The organism is Corynebacterium yonathiae (assembly GCF_027570195.1).
Taxonomy (GTDB): domain Bacteria; phylum Actinomycetota; class Actinomycetes; order Mycobacteriales; family Mycobacteriaceae; genus Corynebacterium; species Corynebacterium yonathiae.
Genome location: NZ_JAKMUZ010000027.1, coordinates 1 through 17977, shown reverse-complemented (window position 1 = coordinate 17977; position 17977 = coordinate 1). Strand labels below are relative to the sequence as shown.

19 protein-coding genes are annotated in these 17977 nt (G+C 60.8%); 12 read left to right on the top strand and 7 right to left on the bottom strand.

What is annotated here, in order from left to right:
• Positions 1-265 precede the first annotated feature (265 nt).
• From L8V22_RS11240 to L8V22_RS11230, 3 genes are all read right to left on the bottom strand, one after another.
• Complete coding sequence (locus tag L8V22_RS11240; RefSeq protein WP_238802209.1) at positions 266-1597, bottom strand: amino acid permease; 1332 nt, start codon at positions 1595-1597, stop codon at positions 266-268.
• A gap of 99 nt (positions 1598-1696) precedes the next feature.
• The gene (dapD, locus tag L8V22_RS11235) at positions 1697-2668 is read right to left on the bottom strand and encodes a 2,3,4,5-tetrahydropyridine-2,6-dicarboxylate N-succinyltransferase (RefSeq protein WP_238802194.1); all 972 of its coding nucleotides are present in this window, start codon (positions 2666-2668) and stop codon (positions 1697-1699) included.
• 17 nt (positions 2669-2685) lie between these two features.
• The gene (locus L8V22_RS11230; RefSeq protein ID WP_238802195.1) at positions 2686-4044 is read right to left on the bottom strand and encodes an amino acid permease; all 1359 of its coding nucleotides are present in this window, start codon (positions 4042-4044) and stop codon (positions 2686-2688) included.
• A gap of 89 nt (positions 4045-4133) precedes the next feature.
• On the opposite strand from L8V22_RS11230, the gene dapE reads away from it, so the two are divergent.
• The 7 genes from dapE to L8V22_RS11195 are packed head-to-tail and all read left to right on the top strand — an operon-like array spanning position 4134 to position 8889.
• A complete protein-coding gene (dapE, locus tag L8V22_RS11225) occupies positions 4134-5222 on the top strand; it encodes a succinyl-diaminopimelate desuccinylase (RefSeq protein WP_238802196.1) in 1089 nt (362 codons plus the stop codon).
• A gap of 3 nt (positions 5223-5225) precedes the next feature.
• Entirely contained in the window at positions 5226-5990 is a 765-nt protein-coding gene (locus L8V22_RS11220; RefSeq protein ID WP_238802197.1) for an LOG family protein, read from the top strand.
• Between the two features lie 14 nt (positions 5991-6004).
• A complete protein-coding gene (gene folP / locus L8V22_RS11215) occupies positions 6005-6817 on the top strand; it encodes a dihydropteroate synthase (protein WP_238802210.1) in 813 nt (270 codons plus the stop codon).
• The gene (locus L8V22_RS11210; protein ID WP_238802198.1) at positions 6814-7536 is read left to right on the top strand and encodes a glucosyl-3-phosphoglycerate synthase; all 723 of its coding nucleotides are present in this window, start codon (positions 6814-6816) and stop codon (positions 7534-7536) included. The genes folP and L8V22_RS11210 overlap by 4 nt, the downstream gene beginning before the upstream one ends.
• 3 nt (positions 7537-7539) lie before the next feature.
• Positions 7540-7833, top strand: a complete 294-nt coding sequence (locus L8V22_RS11205; RefSeq protein WP_238802199.1) for a DivIVA domain-containing protein — start codon at positions 7540-7542, stop codon at positions 7831-7833.
• 12 nt (positions 7834-7845) lie between these two features.
• The gene (locus tag L8V22_RS11200) at positions 7846-8013 is read left to right on the top strand and encodes a DUF3117 domain-containing protein (protein ID WP_005323535.1); all 168 of its coding nucleotides are present in this window, start codon (positions 7846-7848) and stop codon (positions 8011-8013) included.
• A 9-nt stretch (positions 8014-8022) separates the two neighbouring features.
• Entirely contained in the window at positions 8023-8889 is an 867-nt protein-coding gene (locus L8V22_RS11195) for a methyltransferase domain-containing protein (protein WP_238802200.1), read from the top strand.
• A gap of 213 nt (positions 8890-9102) precedes the next feature.
• On the opposite strand, the gene L8V22_RS11190 is transcribed toward L8V22_RS11195, so the two are convergent.
• The gene (locus L8V22_RS11190) at positions 9103-10545 is read right to left on the bottom strand and encodes a GH32 C-terminal domain-containing protein (RefSeq protein WP_238802201.1); all 1443 of its coding nucleotides are present in this window, start codon (positions 10543-10545) and stop codon (positions 9103-9105) included.
• Between the two features lie 12 nt (positions 10546-10557).
• Positions 10558-11712 carry a glycogen synthase gene (glgA, locus tag L8V22_RS11185; protein ID WP_238802202.1) on the bottom strand — a complete coding sequence of 385 codons (1155 nt, stop codon included), beginning with the start codon at positions 11710-11712 and terminating at the stop codon, positions 10558-10560.
• Between the two features lie 109 nt (positions 11713-11821).
• On the opposite strand from glgA, the gene glgC reads away from it, so the two are divergent.
• On the top strand, positions 11822-13039 hold the full coding sequence (gene glgC / locus L8V22_RS11180; RefSeq protein ID WP_040425050.1) for a glucose-1-phosphate adenylyltransferase: 1218 nt from the start codon (positions 11822-11824) through the stop codon (positions 13037-13039).
• On the opposite strand, the gene L8V22_RS11175 is transcribed toward glgC, so the two are convergent.
• Positions 13036-13683 carry an O-methyltransferase gene (locus L8V22_RS11175; RefSeq protein ID WP_238802203.1) on the bottom strand — a complete coding sequence of 216 codons (648 nt, stop codon included), beginning with the start codon at positions 13681-13683 and terminating at the stop codon, positions 13036-13038. The two genes, glgC and L8V22_RS11175, sit on opposite strands and share 4 nt — an antisense overlap.
• A 151-nt stretch (positions 13684-13834) precedes the next feature.
• On the opposite strand from L8V22_RS11175, the gene sigE reads away from it, so the two are divergent.
• The 3 genes from sigE (at position 13835) to L8V22_RS11160 (ending at position 15562) form a co-directional block, all read left to right on the top strand.
• The gene (gene sigE / locus L8V22_RS11170; protein WP_238802204.1) at positions 13835-14464 is read left to right on the top strand and encodes an RNA polymerase sigma factor SigE; all 630 of its coding nucleotides are present in this window, start codon (positions 13835-13837) and stop codon (positions 14462-14464) included.
• An 85-nt stretch (positions 14465-14549) separates the two neighbouring features.
• A complete protein-coding gene (locus L8V22_RS11165; protein ID WP_238802205.1) occupies positions 14550-14999 on the top strand; it encodes an anti-sigma factor family protein in 450 nt (149 codons plus the stop codon).
• Between the two features lie 23 nt (positions 15000-15022).
• On the top strand, positions 15023-15562 hold the full coding sequence (locus L8V22_RS11160) for a twin-arginine translocase TatA/TatE family subunit (protein ID WP_238802206.1): 540 nt from the start codon (positions 15023-15025) through the stop codon (positions 15560-15562).
• 4 nt (positions 15563-15566) lie between these two features.
• Here the strand turns inward: L8V22_RS11160 and L8V22_RS11155 are convergent, their stop codons facing one another.
• Positions 15567-16697: an Mrp/NBP35 family ATP-binding protein gene (locus tag L8V22_RS11155; protein WP_238802207.1), complete on the bottom strand. Its 1131-nt coding sequence runs from the start codon at positions 16695-16697 to the stop codon at positions 15567-15569.
• A gap of 105 nt (positions 16698-16802) precedes the next feature.
• Here L8V22_RS11155 and L8V22_RS11150 point away from each other — a divergent pair, with 105 nt between their 5' ends.
• On the top strand, positions 16803-17549 hold the full coding sequence (locus L8V22_RS11150; RefSeq protein ID WP_238802208.1) for a hypothetical protein: 747 nt from the start codon (positions 16803-16805) through the stop codon (positions 17547-17549).
• The last annotated feature ends 428 nt before the right edge of the window (positions 17550-17977 follow it).

Genomic DNA, 17977 nt, shown 5'->3' with positions numbered 1-17977 from the left:
GCCCACCGGCGGATTGCTTTTGCGCTGATCCCCGTTCACGGTGAGCGCGAAGGGGAGCGGTAGAAAATCCATGCCCTTGGCGCTCACCGGCAGAGCTTTCCGACGCCTCCATATGTTTCCCCGTGAGCGCGGCGGGCGGAGCATCGGACAACGCGCCCCTCGCGCTCAGCGGAAGAGGAAAAGAGATGCCCCTCCGCGTGCCGGTGAGCGCGAAGGGCGGAGAGTGGCAGGGACGGCGGGGACGCGGGGAGGAGCGGGGTGGGGCCTAAGTCAGCGGCAGGGTGGAGGTGGGGTTAATGCCGCGAACCTTGGCATTGATGACACCGGCGACGGCGAGAACCGCGAACATAGCGGCGGCGGAGAAGAGTTGGGTGCGGGCGGTGGCGTCGGAAAGCATGAGCACCGCAATGCCTGCAAAGAGAGCGAGGGCGAACCAGGTGAGGTAAGGATAGGCCCACATGCGGATGGGTAGGGGATGAAGAGCCTCGAGTTGGCGACGCAAGCGCAACTGGCTGACGGCGATAAGCACCCACACGATGAGCAGGGAGGCACCGGCGGCGTTAAGCATGAACGTAAGGAGCCAGCCGGTATCGGCGTAGTTAAGCACTACCATCACGGCCGAGAGGAGGACCGAGAGGGCGATAGCGGTGGCGGGTACGCCGTCCTTATTGGTGGTGGTGAAGATGCGCGGGGCCTCGCCGCGGGAGGCCAGCGAGTGCATCATGCGAGAGGAGGCGTAGATCTGGGAGTTGAAAGCGGAAAGCAACGCAAGGACGATAACGACCTCCATGATGCCGGCCGCGCCCGGGATGCCGGCGCGCTCGAGGACCATGGTAAAGGGCGATTCCGCGGCCGTGGAGGCATCGCCCAAGATGGAATAAGGCAGAAGGAACGTGATGACGATAACGGAGCCCAGGTAGAACACGGAGATGCGCAAGATGGTGGAACGCACGGCGTTGACCAGGGATTTTTCTGGGTCTTCGGATTCGGCGGACGCGATGGCGACGACCTCGATGCCGCCGAAGGCGAAGGCTACTGCGAGCAGGCCGGCCGCGACGCCGCCGAGGCCATTAGGCATGAAGCCGTCCTCTAGGAAGACGGAGGTGCCGATGAAGGAATGACCGGGCAGAAGGCCTAGGATGAGCAGCGCGCCGATAATGAGAAAGGCCACGATTACGATGACCTTGATGAGGGCGAACCAATACTCGAATTCGCCGAAGCTGCGCACGCGCAGCAGGTTGATGATGCCGAAGAGGACCACGCAAACGGCGGCGGGGATCCACGGCGAGACGTTGAACCAAGAGCCAATAAAGCCGGCCGCGCCGGTGATTTCGGCGCCAAGGACGGCGACGGTGGCTAGCCAATAAATCCAGCCCTGGGTAAAGCCCGCCCAGCGGCCGATGCCGTGTTCGGCGTATTCGGAAAAGGAGCCGGAGGCGGGGATAACGGTGCCCATCTCGCCCAGCATCTGCATCACCAAAATGGCAAGAAAGCCAGCGATGACGTAGGCGAGGAGCACGGCGGGGCCGGCGGCGGAAATGCCGACGCCGGTGCCCAAGAAAAGTCCGGCACCGATGGTGGAGCCTAGCCCCATCATCGTCAGGTGGCGGACCTTCAGACCAGAACCGAGGGTGGAGGAGTTATCAGTCACCCCTCCATCTTATTTTGCCCGATTGGTCTATAGGAATCGGGGGTATTAATTCTTGTGCAGCTCGTCGTTAAGCGCGACGGCCTCGGACTTCCACTCCACGGCCTCGACCGCCCCGGAGACGGAGTTGCGGCGCAGCAACATGCCGGAGGCGCCGGAGAGCTGGGAGCCCTTGACGCTTTCGCCATTGTCGACGCCCAGTGCTTCCGCAACCTTGCCAAAGACGGCCACTTTGGTGCCGGCGGTGACGTAGAGGCCGGCTTCGACCACGGCGTCGTCGCCAAGCGAAATGCCGATACCGGAGTTGGCGCCGAGCAGGCAGCGCTCGCCGATGGAAATGACCTCCTTGCCGCCGCCAGACAGGGTACCCATGATGGATGCGCCGCCGCCGATATCAGAGCCATCGCCCACGACGACGCCTGCGGAGATGCGGCCTTCCACCATCGAGGCGCCAAGGGTGCCAGCATTGAAGTTGACGAAGCCTTCGTGCATGACGGTGGTGCCCTCAGCCAGGTGAGCGCCTAGGCGCACGCGGTCCGCGTCACCGATGCGGACGCCGGACGGTACAACGTAGTCCACCATGCGCGGGAACTTGTCTACTGAGTAGACAACGACCGGACCGCGGGAGGCGAGGCGGCCGCGCACCATCTGGAAATCGGAGACGGCGCACGGGCCATAGTTGGTCCACACCACGTTATTGAGGTGGCCGAAGATGCCATCCATATTCAGGCCGTGCGGCTTGACAGCGCGGTGGGAGAGGAGGTGCAGGCGCAGGTAAGCATCGTAGGTATCGACGGGGGCATCATCCAGATCCTTAATGGTGGTCTCCACGGCGACGCGGGCCACGCCGCGCTCCTCGTCCGGGCCGGCTAGTGCCGAGAACTGCTGGGGGTCCTCCTCCAAGCGCTTGGTCCCGGTGGTCTCTACGTTTTTATCGGTGTATACGGCCGGGAACCATACGTCCAAGACGGTGCCGTCATGGGTAATGGTTGCCAGGCCGCGTGCGGATGCAGAAGTCATGCCCGCTAGCTTAGCAACTACTTCGGCGCTCCTGCGCGCTGGCCGGTGGGAAGCACAAAGGACAAGATTATGAGGACTGCAGCGAGGATCAGAACCGAGACGACCTGGTTGCGTGCAGCCGGGTCAAAGAGCATGAGCAGGGTGAGTCCACCCAAGGCCGCGGCCGTGACCCACGGCAGCCAGGGGAATCCAGGCACGCGCAGTTCGGTCAACTCGCCATTTTCGCGCATTATGGGATGTAGCTTGATAAAGGAAGCCACGATGAAAAACCAGATGACCAGCAGGCACCCGCCCACTGCATTGAAGAGAAATGCTAGGAGCCCCGGTGGGTTCCAGAACTGCAGGCCTACCGAAGCGAAGGCAAAGACCATGGACAAAATGACCGCGTTGATGGGGGAGCCCGCGCGATTTTGCTTGAGGAAGAACGCGGGGGCGCAGTGGTCCTTGGCCATATCGAAGACCAAACGGGAGGTGGCGTAAATCTGCGCGTTGAAGGCAGACAGTAGCGCTAAGGCAATAATGGCCTCCATGAAGCCGGCCGCAAAGGGAATCTTGGCGGCAGCGAGTACCAGGGTAAAGGGGGAATCGGCGGCGACATCGGCGTCCTGGATGGAGCTAAACGGCAGTGCCATAGTGATAACCACGATGGAGCCGATGTAGAAGATCATGATGCGCACGATGATGGCGCGTACCGCGGTGGCCACGTTGTGCGCTGGGTCCTCGGATTCGGCCGCCGCGATGGTGACCAGCTCGATGCCTCCGAAGGCGAAGGCAACGGCCAGCAATCCGGCGGCGAAACCTGGCATGCCATTAGGCAGAAAGTTATCGGTTAAATTGGTTCCGGCCAGGGAGAGATCCATGCCGGGCAGGATGCCCAGCGCCATGAGTGCGCCAACAACGAGGAAGGCAACGATGACGCCGACCTTAATGATGGCGAACCAGAACTCGAATTCGCCAAAGCCGCCGACGGCCGCGAAGTTGACCACCGCGAAGAATGCTACGGCAATAAGCGCTGGAATCCACGGGGCAATATCGAACCAGTTGGAAATGATGGCGGCCGCGCCGGTGATTTCGGCACCCATGACCATGATCAGCATGAACCAGAAGATCCACCCCATGGTAAAGCGCGCCCAGTGCCCATAGGCCTGACCGGCGTAGGTGGAAAATGACCCCAAAGAGGGGCGGGCGGCGGCCATCTCACCGAGCATCCACATCACCAGGGCGATGAGCGCGCCGGCTACGGCATAGGAGATGAGCACGGAGGTGCCGGAGATCTGGATGCCGAGGCCCACGCCGAGGAAGAGACCGGCGCCCACGGCGGAGCCAAGGCCCATCATCGTGAGATGACGGGATTTCAATTGAGTGGCTTCGGCCATTGTTATCACCTTAGGAAGGACGAATTATTTGCAGTGAAGTGAACTTTACACAATGCGGTGAGCTGCGCGGAGCGCTAGCATGGCGCTTTGTGACTTTAGATCTTTATGCAGACCCCATCGAATTGACCAAGGCGCTCGTAGATATTCCGAGCCCCTCCCATCATGAGGAAGCCATCGCAGACGCCATCGAAGAAGCGCTGCGCGGTTTGGACGTCGAGGTTGCCCGCTACGGCAATACCGTGTGTGCCCGCACGAACCGCGGGCTGGATTCCCGCGTGGTGCTCGCCGGCCACATTGATACCGTTCCGTTGGCAGAAAATGTACCGCATCACATGGAAAGCTCTGAAGACGGGGCGGAGATTATGTGGGGCTGCGGCACCGTAGACATGAAGTCTGGCATGGCCGTCTACCTTAATGCCTTTGCGCAGCTGCACGAAGCAAATGAGCTGAAACATGACCTCACCGTCATCGCCTATGAGGGCGAAGAGGTAGCCACTGAATTTAATGGCTTGGGCCACCTGCAAAAGGAACATCCGGAGTGGCTTGAAGGTGACTTCGCGCTGCTGGGCGAGCCCTCCGGTGCCATGGTGGAGGCGGGATGCCAGGGGTCCATTCGTCTGCGCGTTACCGCGCACGGCACCCGCGCGCATTCGGCCCGCGCGTGGCTCGGATCCAATGCTGCGCATAAGCTCGCGCCGATTATGACCCGCATCGCTGCCTATGAGTCTCGCGATGTCACTATTGATGGCTGCACCTACCGCGAGGGGCTCAATATCGTTCACCTGGAATCGGGCGTGGCCACTAATACGCTGCCAGATGAGGCGTGGATGTTTGTGAATTTCCGCTTCGCTCCGGACCGCACGAGTGACGAGGCGCTGGAGTACATGAAGTCCATCATCGGCGAGGAAGAAGACGTCACCATCGAAATCGATGACATCGCCCCGGCCGCCCAACCTGGTCTGGGTCAGCCAGCAGCCAAGGCTCTTATCGACGCCGTCGGGGGCAACGTCCGCGCCAAGTATGGCTGGACCGACGTCGCCCGCTTTTCCGAGATGGGTACTCCGGCCGTGAATTTCGGCGCCGGTGACCCAGGATTTGCGCATAAGAAGGACGAACAAGTCCCCACTGCGCAGATCACCGAAGTATCTACCGCCCTCTTGAACTACCTGAAGGGATAGACCATGACTCCTGAGCAGATGCGCACCTTGCGCGGCCCGATGTTGTTGCGCACCGAAGGCGAGCAGACCTCTACCTTTGACCAGCGGCTCCTAGAGTCCGGCGCGGATCACGAGTGGCAGCATGCCGATCCCTGGCGCGTGCTGCGCATCCAAGGCGAATTCGTCGCCGGTTTTGATGCGCTATCCAAGCTGCCGAAGGCCGTCACTGTCTTCGGCTCTGCGCGCACCACCCCAGAGGACGCAAGCTACCAGCTGGGAGTTGAGGTGGGCCGCAAGTTAGCAGAGCACTCCTATGCCGTAATCACTGGCGGCGGCCCCGGCATCATGGAAGCAGCCAACCGCGGCGCCCACGAGGCCGGCGGGCTTTCCGTGGGCCTAGGCATTGAACTGCCCCATGAGCAAGGGCTTAATGAATACGTTGACCTAGGCTTGAACTTCCGCTACTTCTTTGCCCGCAAGACCATGTTCTTGAAGTATTCGCAGGCCTTCATTTGCCTGCCCGGCGGCATGGGCACGATGGACGAGTTTTTCGAGGTCATGTGCATGGTCCAGACCGGCAAGGTGACCAATTACCCCATTGTGCTCATGGGGACCGAGTACTGGTCCGGCCTGCTGGAGTGGATGGAAAATACCCTCGCTGCTAACGGCTATATCAACGCAAAGGACCGGGAGCTTTTCTTGCTTACCGACGACCCTGAAGAGGCCCTCGCCCACATCATCCAGCGCCACCAAGTAATGAGCGATAAGCGCATTAGGGAGCCGCGTTGAGCCTCGCGCGCGTGATGGCGATTGTCAATCGCACCCCGGATTCCTTCTATGACAAGGGAGCAACCTACGACCTTGACCCGGCGCTGCGCCGTTGCGATGAGGTGATCGCGGCAGGTGCTTCCATCGTTGACATTGGCGGCGTTAAGGCCGGACCCGGTAAGGCCGTGGACGCGGCGGAGGAAATCGATCGCGTCGTGCCGACCATTGCGAAGGTGCATGAGCGTCACCCAAATGTCCTCATTTCCGTCGATACTTGGCGCAGCGAGGTGGCAGAGGCGGCCATTGCTGCCGGTGCCGGGCTGGTCAATGACACCTGGGCGGGTTGGGATCCCCAGCTCATCGAGGTTGCCGGACACCACCGCGTGGGCTACGTCTGCTCGCACACCGGTGGTATCACCCCGCGCACCCGGCCACACCGCGTCCATTTTGATGATGTGGTGGCCGATGTCATCGCAGAAACCACCCAGCTGGCCGAGCACGCCGCCGCTCTCGGTTGCCCGGAGGACCTGACCTTCATTGATCCGACCCATGACTTTGGCAAGAACACCTTCCACGGTCTCGAGCTCTTGCGGCGCATCGACGAGGTCGTGGCCACCGGCTGGCCGGTGCTCATGGCGCTATCCAATAAGGATTTTGTGGGCGAGACGCTAGACCGCGGTGTTGGTGAGCGCGTTGCCGGTACTTTAGCCGCCACCGCGTGGTCCGCTGCGCGCGGAGTGGCCGCCTTCCGCGTCCACGAGGTAGCAGAAACCGCCGATGTCATCCGCATGACCGCCGCCATTCAAGGTGAGGTGCCCCCGCTAGCGACCACGCGAGGCCTAGCATGAGTGTCTCGGTCATCATTCCAGCCCTCAATGAGGAGAACACCGTTGCGGAGGTCGTGCGGGCCTGCCTTGCCGATAATCCGCTTGAGGTGCTGGTAATCGACGCCGACTCCTCAGACGCCACCGCCTCCCGCGCTGCCGCAGCCGGGGCTGACGTACATAATTGGCGCGAAATACTCCCGGAGGAGCCGCGTCCCGGGAAGGGAGAATCCCTATGGCGCGGGGTCGCCGCGGCGAAGGGAGACATTGTTGTGTTTGTTGACGCGGATCTTGAATCCGCCGCGCCCGGCATGGTCACTGCACTGGCCAATCCCTTTGCCGATCCCGCAGTGGAGATGGTCAAGGCCCGCTACCGCCGCAGCCTCAACGGCCAGCCCACCGGCGGCGGCCGCGTGACTGAGCTGACCGCCAAGCCGCTCATCAAGCAATTCTTCCCCGAACTCGCCCACGTTGATCAGCCCCTTGGGGGCGAATACGCCCTGCGTCGCACTACCGCCCTCACCCTGCCCTTTGTGGAGGGGTATGGGGTGGAAGCGGGACTATTGGTGGACGTCGGCAAGCGGGGCACAGTCGCGCAAGTGGACTTGGGCACACGGGTGCACCGCAACCGGCCACTACACGAGCTGGCACCGATGGCCGAGGTGGTTGCGCGCACGTTACTCGCCCGCGCCGGGGTCATCGCGCCTGTTGCTCAACGCCCGCCGCTAAAAGGTATGGTTTAAGCCATGCTGTCTTGGATTATGCTCCTCCTTGTCCTTATCGCCCTGACCGTCATTGGCACCTGGGTATGGGGATCGATCTTCGGCCGCGGTGAGGTCATGCACCCGCTCGACGAGCCGGAGAATGTGCGCGAGAATAACCGCGCTGCCATCCGCAAAGGTTGCTTTGACCAGGTGAAATTCGAAGTAGTTCCCCGTGGGTACCGCCAAGACCAGGTCGATGATCTTCTCACCCAACTGGAAGAAGAACTATCTTCCGCGCCGAAAAGGTCTAAGGTGGAAGGAAAAGAAGTTAACTAAAGGAGACTCACTATGGCAGCAATGAAGCCGCGCACCACGGGCGGAGAAATGGAAGCAGTAGAGGAGTCTCGCAAAATCGTCATGCGCATCCCCTCTGATGGTGGCGGACGCATCGTCATCGAGCTGAGCAAGGACGAGGCCGCAGAGCTGGGTTCCCTGTTGACCGAGGTTTCTAGCTAGTCTAGGTACATGCTTTCTCATATCGTCGACATTCTGGCCGATCCTAATGACGGCACCGCGCTTTCTGGTGCCGATGATTTCTCTCGCCTTGTTTCGGAATCCGGCCACTCTTTTGATGTGGCCAAGCAGGGATACGTCACCCTCGCAGCTGGTGCTGGGCTCAAGCACAAGGGTGATGACATGGACATGGTCAACGCCCGCGAGACCTATCTGGCTATGGGCCACTTCGCTCCCTTTGTAGAGGCCGTGACAGGAGCAGTCCAAGATGCCTTGGATTCTGCCTCCTTGGCCGAGGCCACACCAGCCTCCCTCCTCGAGGTGGGTGCAGGTACCGGCTATTACTTGGCCCATACTCTCGACTCCATCGCGGACGCCCGCGGCGTGGGCCTCGACATTTCCCCGCACGCTGCAAAGCACTTGGCTAAGTGTCACCCACGTGTCGGCGCTGTAGTGGCCGATGTGTGGGAACGCCTGCCGATTCGGGATGAGTCCGTCGACGCCATTTCCGTTGTCTTCGCCCCGCGTAACCCTGCCGAGTTCCAGCGCGTACTCGCCCCGAGCGGTCAGGTCATCGTCTTGACCCCCGGTGCCGGACACCTTGACGAACTCCGCGAGCCCCTCGGCATCCTCGGCGTGGAAGAAGGCAAGGTGGAGCGCATGTACGAGCAAGCCGAGGGCTACCTCGAGCAGGCGGCCGATCCGGTTGATATCTCGTTCCCCATCGAGCTCGATAAGGCCTCCGTTGCCGCGCAGGTTGGGATGAGCCCGTCCGCGCGTCACATTAGCGCCGGCGAACTCGCTGAACGCATGGCCGCACTGCCACCGACGCTTACGGTCACTGCTCGCGCCCGTTTGGATCGCCTCCGCGCAGTGTAGCTCAGCGGCCGGTCCGCATCCTCCGCCCTTCGCGCTCACCAGCAGCGCATGGGCGGTTCTTTTTTCTTCCCGGTGAGCGCGAGGGGAGATTCTTCGCTCTTGGCGCTCACCAGCACCCGCTTTCCGACGCCCCAGCCCCTCCCGGTGAGCGCGAAGGGCGGGGGAGAGGGGCGGGGCCAGATGGGCCTCGCGAGGGGATATACGAAGCTGCGTTTAGAGCTTGGAGCCGGAGCGCTGCCAGTCCTGCTCGATGACGGCATTGCCCGTTGTCTCGACTCGCAGGCCGGAGCAGCCGCCCTCGAAGTAGACGCGGGAGGCCATGGCGATGAGACCGCCGTCGACGAATACCTCAACCGTGGAACCATCTTGGATGATGGTGAGGGTGTCGGAGTCGCCTTCGGCGAGCGCGGCGGAGGCGGGCTCGGAATCGGCGAAACAGTGATCAAAGGCCTTATTCATGGAGCGATCGAGGCTGATGTCATCGCCGGAGTGGCAGATGGTGGCGGCGGGGTCACCGGCGCCGTCGAGAAGCGTGACGGTAACGCAGGAGCCGGAGGGCACCTCCATGACGCCGGTCCACGAGCGGGCGTAGTCCGAGAGTTTGACGGCATCGGGCAAGCCACGGGCGGGTGCTTGGTAGAGGACGCCGCCCTCTAGGGTGACCCGGCGGGGCAGGGATAGGGCATTGGCCCACCCTTCGGCTTCCCAGGAGGCATGCTTGGTCGCGTCGTCACCGCGGCCGTTGCCGTTGAGGAGGCCGACGATGACGGCGCGCTCGTAGCGCTGCTCTGGGGTAAGCGTGCCGGTGGTGGTGTTGGTATTGCGCGGGCGGGAGAAATCGTGGCCAAAGTCCACGCGGCGGAAGCCTGAGATCACGGTGAAGGTGGTGCCTTCGAGTCGGCCGACGAGGTAGCCGGACACATCGCGGCCGCCGCGCTCCAGGGTGACAAAGAGTACGTCGTAGATATTGCCGTCTACCTCATCGCGCAGGCGGACTAGGCGCGGGGACACGACCGGCGGGATGGGCGAGGTAGCGGGAACCTCGCCCTCGAGGAAGCCAGGGGCGCCCTCGAACTTGAGACCGCCGCGCAGGCGCCAGGACACGCCATCGGCGGATTCAAGAATGACAGGAAGAGGCGCATCGGAGTGGCCGGTTAACGCCAACATGAGCCAACCGTCATGGCCGTCGTCGCGGTCCTCGGAGGCCCAGTCGGGCACGACGGAGGGCGAGCGGAAGTGATCAAAGTTGCGAGTATTGCCTACGACCTCGCCAAAGCGCACGACATTGGGGTCGAGGGCTTGTGGATCATCGGAAACCTCGCAGATTTCGTCCACATCGGCATAGCGAGCTAGGTGGACGGCGATGCCGGCGGCGGTCACAGAGGTGAAGTAGAGGTGGATATCTTCAGGGCCTTGGGCTACGGAACCGGCGCGTAAGGAAAGCTCGCCGCCGACGGGCGCAAGGACATCGTCGCAGTCTAGCCAGTCAAAAGGCGTTTCCTCGGAGTAGGTGTGTCCCCAGCGTGCGGGGGAATCCGCGGTCGGACGGTACTGGTAGAACAGGTGCCAGGTATCGCCGTCGCGTAGGATACCGGCGGGGGCGTCGAGGACGCCGTCTTCTGGGACAAAATGCAGTTCGGGGCGGTGAGTTGTCACGGCTATCCTTCCTTAGATTAGGCTGCGGTAGATATCGACGGTCTGGGCGGCAATAGTAGCCCAGGAGAAATCGCGGATGGCGCGCTCGCGGCCGGCGCGGCCGAAATCGATAGCGCGGGCCTTATCAGCGGCTACGTTATTGACGGCGGCGGCGAGGTCGGTCTCGAAAGCGGTGATATCGGCGGCGTCGTAATGCACCAGGACGCCAGTCTCACCGTCAACCACGACCTCCGGAATGCCGCCGACATCGGAGGCAACGACCGCCGTGCCACAGGCCATTGCTTCCAGGTTTACGATGCCGAGCGGCTCGTAGATAGATGGGCAGACGAAAACATCGGCGCCGGAGTAGATCTGCTGAACTTCGTCGCGTGGGAGCATGTCCTTGACCCAGAAAACGCCATCGCGCTGGGAGCGCAGTTCGTCTACCAGTGCCTCGGTCTCCGCCGCGATTTCGGGCGTATCGGGCGCGCCGGCGCACAGGACCAACTGGATATCCGGGTCGAATTGCTGCGCCGCCTGCAGGAGGTGTTTTACGCCTTTTTGACGGGTGATACGGCCGACGAAGGCGGCGATGGGGCGCTGCTTATCCACGCCCAGTTTGTCCAGAACATCTCCCTCTCGCGGCTGCCAAAGTTCGGTGTCGATACCATTGAGGACGACGTGGACCTTGGAGGCGTCGATGCGCGGGTAGGCATCGAGGATGGAGTTCTTCATGCCGGCGGAGACGGCGATAACGGCGTCGGCATATTCCATGGCGTTCTTTTCGGACCAGGAGGACACATCATAGCCGCCGCCTAGCTGCTCCCGCTTCCACGGGCGGTGGGGCTCCAGTGAGTGGGCGGTGACCACATGCGGAATATCATAAAGCCGAGCAGAAAGGTGGCCGGCGAGACCCGTGTACCAGGTGTGGGAGTGTGCGATGTCGATATCGGGGGCGGCATTGGCCATGCGCAGACCGGTGGATAAGGTCTGCAGTGCGCCGTTGGCCCCCTCGAGTGCGGGGTCCACGCCGTGGACAAATACGTCTTTTTCTTCGCGCGGGGAGCCCATGCAGTGCACGGAGACATCGATGATATCGCGCATGAAACGGGTGAGTTCAGCTACGTGAACTCCGGCCCCGCCGTAGATTTCCGGCGGGTATTCTTTGGAAAAGATTCCGGCTCTCATGCCCACCCAGAATACGTATCTCTGGTGCCGCGTGCAGAAATCAGGAACGGGGGGAGAAATGTGCATATTTCTGCTGCGAAATGTGGGATTTGCAGTTAGGTTTGAAAACGTGAGAAGCCTGCCAAATGTCCTAGCCATTGTCCTTGCCGGCGGCGAGGGAAAGCGCCTTTTTCCCTTGACCGAAGACCGCGCAAAACCCGCCGTTCCCTTTGGCGGTTCCTACCGCCTTATTGACTTTGTCCTATCCAATCTGGTCAACGCTGGCTACCTCAAGATTGCGGTGCTGACCCAGTACAAGTCCCATTCTTTGGACCGCCATATTTCCCAGGCGTGGAACTTGGCGGGGCCGACGCCACAGTATATTGCCTCGGTGCCAGCCCAACAGCGTCGCGGTAAGCGCTGGTACAACGGTTCGGCAGACGCTATTGTGCAGTCGCTTAACCTGATTTATGACGAGAATCCGGATTACGTCATCGTCTTTGGCGCGGATCACGTCTACCGCATGGATCCGGCGCAGATGGTAGAAGAGCATATTGCTACTGGGTTGGATTGCTCGGTGGCTGGCATTCGTGTGCCGCGATCGGAGGCAACGGCGTTTGGCTGCATCCAGGCCGATGGCATGGGCACGATCACGGAGTTTGTGGAAAAGCCTGCGGACCCACCGGCCACTCCGGATGATCCGAATATGAGCTATGCGTCGATGGGCAACTATGTCTTTACGGCGCAGGCGCTTATCGACGCCCTTTTGGAGGACGAAAAGAACGAGGACTCCGCCCACGATATGGGCGGCGATATTATCCCGTATTTTGTGGAGCGCGGGCAGGCGCACGTATACGATTTCATGGCCAATGAAGTGCCGGGATCGACCGAGCGCGACCACGGCTACTGGCGTGACGTAGGAACTATTGATTCCTTCTACGAGGCGCACATGGACATGATTTCGGTGCACCCGATTTTCAATCTCTATAACCGAAATTGGCCGATTCACTCCACGGATGATTCCAATTTCCCGCCGGCAAAGTTCGTGCAAAACGGCATCGCGCAATCGTCGATGGTGGCACCTGGGTGCATCGTCTCCGGCGGTACGGTGCGCAATTCCGTGTTAGCGTCTGATGTCCATGTGGCTGACGGCGCTACGGTCGAAGGATCGGTTATTTTGCCGGGCGTGCGCATCGGGCGCGGTGCGGTGGTGCGCCGCGCGATCCTTGATAAAAACGTCGTCGTTAGTGATGGCGCGATTATCGGTGTGGACCGCGAGCGCGATGAGGAGCGCTTCAAGGTTTCTGACGGCGGCGTAGTTGTCGTCGGCAAAAACCAGAAGGTCTAGAGCTTCGTAACGAGGGTGAGCCCAGAACCCAGCGGCAAGCGGGTGACGCTCGCACCCTCGATTTCTCGTAGGTACTCGTCTGCTTCGCGGGCGGCGGCGGTGTCGCGGTCGGTACGGGAGGCGTCGGCAAGCGTGCCATCGAGCAAAGAATTAGCCAAGACCAAGGTGCCGTGCTGGTGCAGCAGCGGCCAAGCGGCCTTGATGATGGCGGGCAGCTCGAGCGCGGCGACATCCGCGTAGATGACCTGGTAGGAGCCGTTGGCTAAGCGGCCCATGACCTCGAGCGGGCGCGACGGCAAGAAGCGCCCGCGCGATGGCGCGTAGCCGGCCTCACGGAAGGCGGTCTTAGCGCTGCGCTGGTGCTCGGCTTCGGGGTCGATGCAGGTCAGGATGCCACTATCGGGCATGCCAGCGAGTAGGTAGAGGCCCACCACGTTAGCGGCAGGGGTGATCGCCACGGCTTGGGGGCGTTCGGTAGAACCAGCGGAGGCGGCCGTCAGAGTAGTCAGTAGCTGTCCGGTCGATTCATCTGGTACCGGCAGACCGTACTCATCGGCGTGGTCGCGCGCGCCACGCAAGGCCGCGGAGGGATCGCTGGTGGTCTCGATATAAGAACGCAGAGCTTCATATGCGGTAGTAGTCACATAATAAAACATAGGGAAAAGTGTCCGCAGATGTGGCAAAAACGCGCCTAGCCAGCAAGGTTGTGATCGGTGGGACCGATGTGACGGACTCACAGGAAACTATCAGCACTGTGACTGGAGTTTCGATTGGAAGTGTAGAAAAATGACATGCATGACAACAAAGAAGCGCGATGCCAAATCCCTTCAGCCCTCCCACTCTGAGGCGGAGCTGACCGGGACCGCGGCGTTCGATGCCGGCGAAGCTGATATGCCCGCTTGGGGTGACCTCGTGGCCGAGCACGCCGATGGCGTCTACCGCTTGGCTTATCGTCTCTCCGGCAATCAGCATGATGCGGAGGACCTTACACAAGAGACCTTTATGCGCGTATTCCGCTCGCTAGATAAGTACCAGGCCGGAACCTTCGAAGGCTGGCTGCACCGAATTACTACGAACCTCTTTTTGGATATGGTGCGTCACCGCTCCAAGATTCGCATGGAGGCCTTGCCAGAGGACTATGAGCGTGTTCCCGGCACGGATATGACGCCGGAGCAGGCCTATACTGTGGCCAACTTGGACCCAGCGCTGCAGTCCGCGCTCGACGGTCTTGCTCCCGATTTCCGTGTGGCAGTCGTGCTGTGTGATGTCGTGGGCATGAGCTATGACGAGATTGCAGAAACCCTCGGTGTGAAGATGGGCACGGTGCGCTCACGCATTCACCGCGGCCGTTCCCAATTGCGTGCGGCGCTAGAAAAAGAGGCGCAAACCAATGCGGAAACCCGCATGCTGCTGCGTACGCGCTAAACTTTAGAGAAACTGCATAGTTCCCGCTGTAGGCGGAGAATTTCCGTGTCACTGAAGGCCGAATAACTAGTGGAGGAGGGCGTCGATGGACTCACTGCGGGGGCGTCGGACCTTGTCCACACTCAGCGTGCGCGGTGGGTTCGATACCGCCCAGGCCAAGGCTCGCGATAAAGCGAAGGCTCGGGCACGGCGCAGCGACACCATCGGACATTTGGGACCGGAGGCGGTTGTTGCTTTTGTGGACGGCGAGATGGAACCGAAATTTATGCATCGTGTACGCATCCACCTAGTGCACTGCCCGGAGTGCCGGGCGGATGTGCACCAGCAGCGCCATGCCTCGGAATGGGTTCGTCATTGTGCGGATTCCGCGACGGTCAGGGCACCGCAATCTTTATTGGCAAAGCTTGCGGGAATTGCCACAGAGGGGGTAGCACCTGGGCCTGATGCTGCGACGCCCGCGCACCGACCGCAGCAGGATTTCTTAGACAAGGTGGAGATGATGGTTCGCGCAATCAAGTACAATCAGCGCGGCTAAGAGTGAGGGACTAGTATTTAAGCGTGTTTTCTTCCATTGGTTGGCCCGAGATTTTCGTCATCGTGATCTTGGGCATCATAGTCATCGGCCCAGAGCGTATGCCCGAAGTGATTAAAGATGTGCGCGCGGCCATCTATGCGGCACGCAAGGCCATTAACAACGCCAAGGCGGAGCTCAATGGGGAAATGGGCTCTATTACCTCGGAATTCGATGATATCCGCGGCCCGTTAACCCAAGCCGCACAGTGGACGCGCTTGGGTCCGAAGGGCGCTATCACTAAGGCGCTTTTCGACGGCGACGAATCCGCCTGGGATGACTTCAACCCCCAGAAAATGGCAGAGGATATTAAGAGCAGTACCGCTCCAAAGGAGCCGGAACAGCAGCCGCAGCAGCGCCCAAGCTTTGACTACTCCCAGGTTTATGCCGAGCAGCCGCAACCACAGTCGCAGCAGCGTGCCGAAGCTCCGCAGCCGCAATCGACGGAGCAGCCCGCGGCAGAGAAAAAGCCGCCACGCGATGGGGAAGAATCCACCGGCGGCGGCATGTGGGGCGATGTCACCTAGTCTGCTAATTCACACCCAAGTTGAGGTTCTTGCCCACTAGGGAATCGGAGCGGATGGCCAGCTTATCGGCTACGGCCTGAATTTGCTGGGCAGCGGGGGACTCGGGCGAATCAATCACGATTGGCGTGCCCGCATCGCCGCCGCTGCGAAGGGTGGGATCTAGCGGCACGGATGCCAGTAGCGGGACCTCGTGGCCCAGGATTACGCCGAGGCGATCGGCCACAATTTGGCCGCCCCCGGTGCCGAATACGTCCATGGTGGATCCATCCGGCATGACCATGGCGCCCATGTTCTCAATAACGCCAGCTACGCGCTGGCGAGTCTGCTGTGAGATGGAACCCGCGCGCTCTGCTACCTCGGCGGCCGCGGCCTGCGGGGTGGTGACGATAAGCAGCTCCGCGTTGGGAATGAGCTGGGCTACGGACAAGGCGACGTCGCCAGTGCCCGGAGGCAGATCGAGTAGTAGTACGTCGAGGTCTCCCCAAAAGACGTCAGCTAGGAATTGCTGCAATGCCCGGTGGAGCATCGGACCGCGCCAAACTACCGGGGCATTGCCCTCTACGAACTGCCCGATGGAAATGTGCTTAATGCCGTGAGAAATCGGTGGCAGCAGCATCTCATCATCGAGAACAGTTGGGCCGTCGGTGCAGCCTAGCAGGTTAGGAACGGAGTGGCCGTAAATATCGGCGTCGACAATGCCAACCTTCAAGCCCTTTTGTACCAGTGCCGCAGCAAGATTCACGGTCATCGAGGACTTGCCCACGCCACCCTTACCGGAGGCCACCGCGAAGACGCGGGTAGTAGAACTCGGCTTGGCAAAGGGGATCTCCGGCTCGGCTTGACCACCGCGCAACTTCTTTTTGAGCTCACGGCGCTGCTCATCGCTCATGGCTTCCATCGTCACGATGACGTTTCCCACGCCCTCGATATCCTCTACCGCTGCGCGGGTATTGGACTCGATGGTGGACTTCATGGGGCAGCCAGCGATGGTGAGATAGATTTCCACGGCAACATCATTGCCGGTGACAGAAACAGATTTCACCATGTCGAGCTCGGTGATGGGGCGGCCGATCTCGGGGTCTTCGACGCGGGAAAGCGCCTCGCGTACGGCGGATTCAGTGATAACGCTAGACATAACTCTTGCTATCTTAGTCACGCCGCAACAGGAGGTAAACACACCCTCGGTGTAGAATCAGCTAGACGCTCAAGCGCCGATGACCCAAAGGAGAATAGTATCGCTATGCGCAGCCTTGCCCGCCCCGCCCACGCCATTGCCGGTGTGGTGCTGACCGCAACGCTGCTTACTGGCTGCTCCTCCCAATTCAATACCAACCCTTTTGCGCAGAGCCCGCAGCATGAGCCGATTGGCATCATGGTGGATGCTAATGAGGCTGACCAGTTGGTCCTTGCAGAGATTTTCCGCCAGGAACTCATGGGGCAGGGCCGTGAGGCTTCCATTGTGAAGGAAGAGATCTTCCAAGACACCCAGGGCGGGCGTTCCATGAATCCGGGCGGAAATTTCTATGTCGGCTGCACAGGGGTTTTTCTTAGCGCTCTCAATCCCGGTGAGGCACGAGCAATTTCTAAGGACTACAAGAAAGCACAGAAGGCCTCCGAACCGGGCGGCGAGGATTACCTGGCCCGCACCCACATTGCACTCATGTCTAGCTTGACCACGGATACCTCCACGGTCGAGCCTTCCGGCGCTAGCGGCTGCGAGGACGCCGAACCCGAATTGCCAGAGAATTTTGTGGTGCTCTACCAAGACGATCTCTTCGACCGTGAAGAGCGCCAAGCGGTGGCCTCCCTGACCAAGTTCATTACTCAAAAAGACATCTCTGACATGGTTGAAGAGATGGAAACCAAAGACGCCAGCGCAGAGAAGGTTGTGCGCTCTTGGATGAACTCCTCCGGTGCCGACATTGCCCATGAGGAGGGTGACTCGGATTCTTCCGGCGGGTCTGACCTTACCGGTGGTTCCAAGTAGTTGCTTTGGCAGGTCGGTGCAAGTGCCCCTGGACACGCCGACAACTCAGAAACCCCGGCGTAGAACAACTGGGGGCTTGAGCACACTGATGCCAGCGTCTTTGCAATGTAGCTCGTGTGAAGGTCTGTGCTGTCGCGGCATGATTGGCCTTATTGGTCAAGCACCCTCATCCCTTACGCCCTCCCTTCGCGCTCACGGGGAGGTGACTACCGAGAGAATAGTGTGCCGATGGTGAGCGCCAAGGGAGGGGTAATGGGAGGGTATTGGGAGAAGGGAGGAGGATACAAGGCGCGAGAGGGTAAGAGGGCTGCGGGTAGCGCACTGGCTGAGACGAGAGAAGGCGCTCTAGACAAAATTGGGGGTTAAGGGTCAAAAGGGGATGCGGACGAAATCTTGGAGGATTTTCCGCATGTCTAATATTCGATACG

Bases quoted from the DNA above. Each gene is read 5' to 3' on its own strand.
- sigE (WP_238802204.1), top strand. From the start codon at position 13,835: ATGACAACAAAGAAGCGCGATGCCAAATCCCTTCAGCCCTCCCACTCT.
- L8V22_RS11210 (WP_238802198.1), top strand. From the start codon at position 6,814: ATGAGTGTCTCGGTCATCATTCCAGCCCTCAATGAGGAGAACACCGTT.
- L8V22_RS11200 (WP_005323535.1), top strand. From the start codon at position 7,846: ATGGCAGCAATGAAGCCGCGCACCACGGGCGGAGAAATGGAAGCAGTA.
- L8V22_RS11150 (WP_238802208.1), top strand. From the start codon at position 16,803: ATGCGCAGCCTTGCCCGCCCCGCCCACGCCATTGCCGGTGTGGTGCTG.
- L8V22_RS11205 (WP_238802199.1), top strand. From the start codon at position 7,540: ATGCTGTCTTGGATTATGCTCCTCCTTGTCCTTATCGCCCTGACCGTC.
- L8V22_RS11230 (WP_238802195.1), bottom strand. From the start codon at position 4,044: ATGGCCGAAGCCACTCAATTGAAATCCCGTCATCTCACGATGATGGGC.
- L8V22_RS11155 (WP_238802207.1), bottom strand. From the start codon at position 16,697: ATGTCTAGCGTTATCACTGAATCCGCCGTACGCGAGGCGCTTTCCCGC.
- L8V22_RS11220 (WP_238802197.1), top strand. From the start codon at position 5,226: ATGACTCCTGAGCAGATGCGCACCTTGCGCGGCCCGATGTTGTTGCGC.
- glgA (WP_238802202.1), bottom strand. From the start codon at position 11,712: ATGAGAGCCGGAATCTTTTCCAAAGAATACCCGCCGGAAATCTACGGC.
- L8V22_RS11165 (WP_238802205.1), top strand. From the start codon at position 14,550: ATGGACTCACTGCGGGGGCGTCGGACCTTGTCCACACTCAGCGTGCGC.
- L8V22_RS11195 (WP_238802200.1), top strand. From the start codon at position 8,023: ATGCTTTCTCATATCGTCGACATTCTGGCCGATCCTAATGACGGCACC.
- dapD (WP_238802194.1), bottom strand. From the start codon at position 2,668: ATGACTTCTGCATCCGCACGCGGCCTGGCAACCATTACCCATGACGGC.
- L8V22_RS11240 (WP_238802209.1), bottom strand. From the start codon at position 1,597: ATGATGGGGCTAGGCTCCACCATCGGTGCCGGACTTTTCTTGGGCACC.
- folP (WP_238802210.1), top strand. From the start codon at position 6,005: ATGGCGATTGTCAATCGCACCCCGGATTCCTTCTATGACAAGGGAGCA.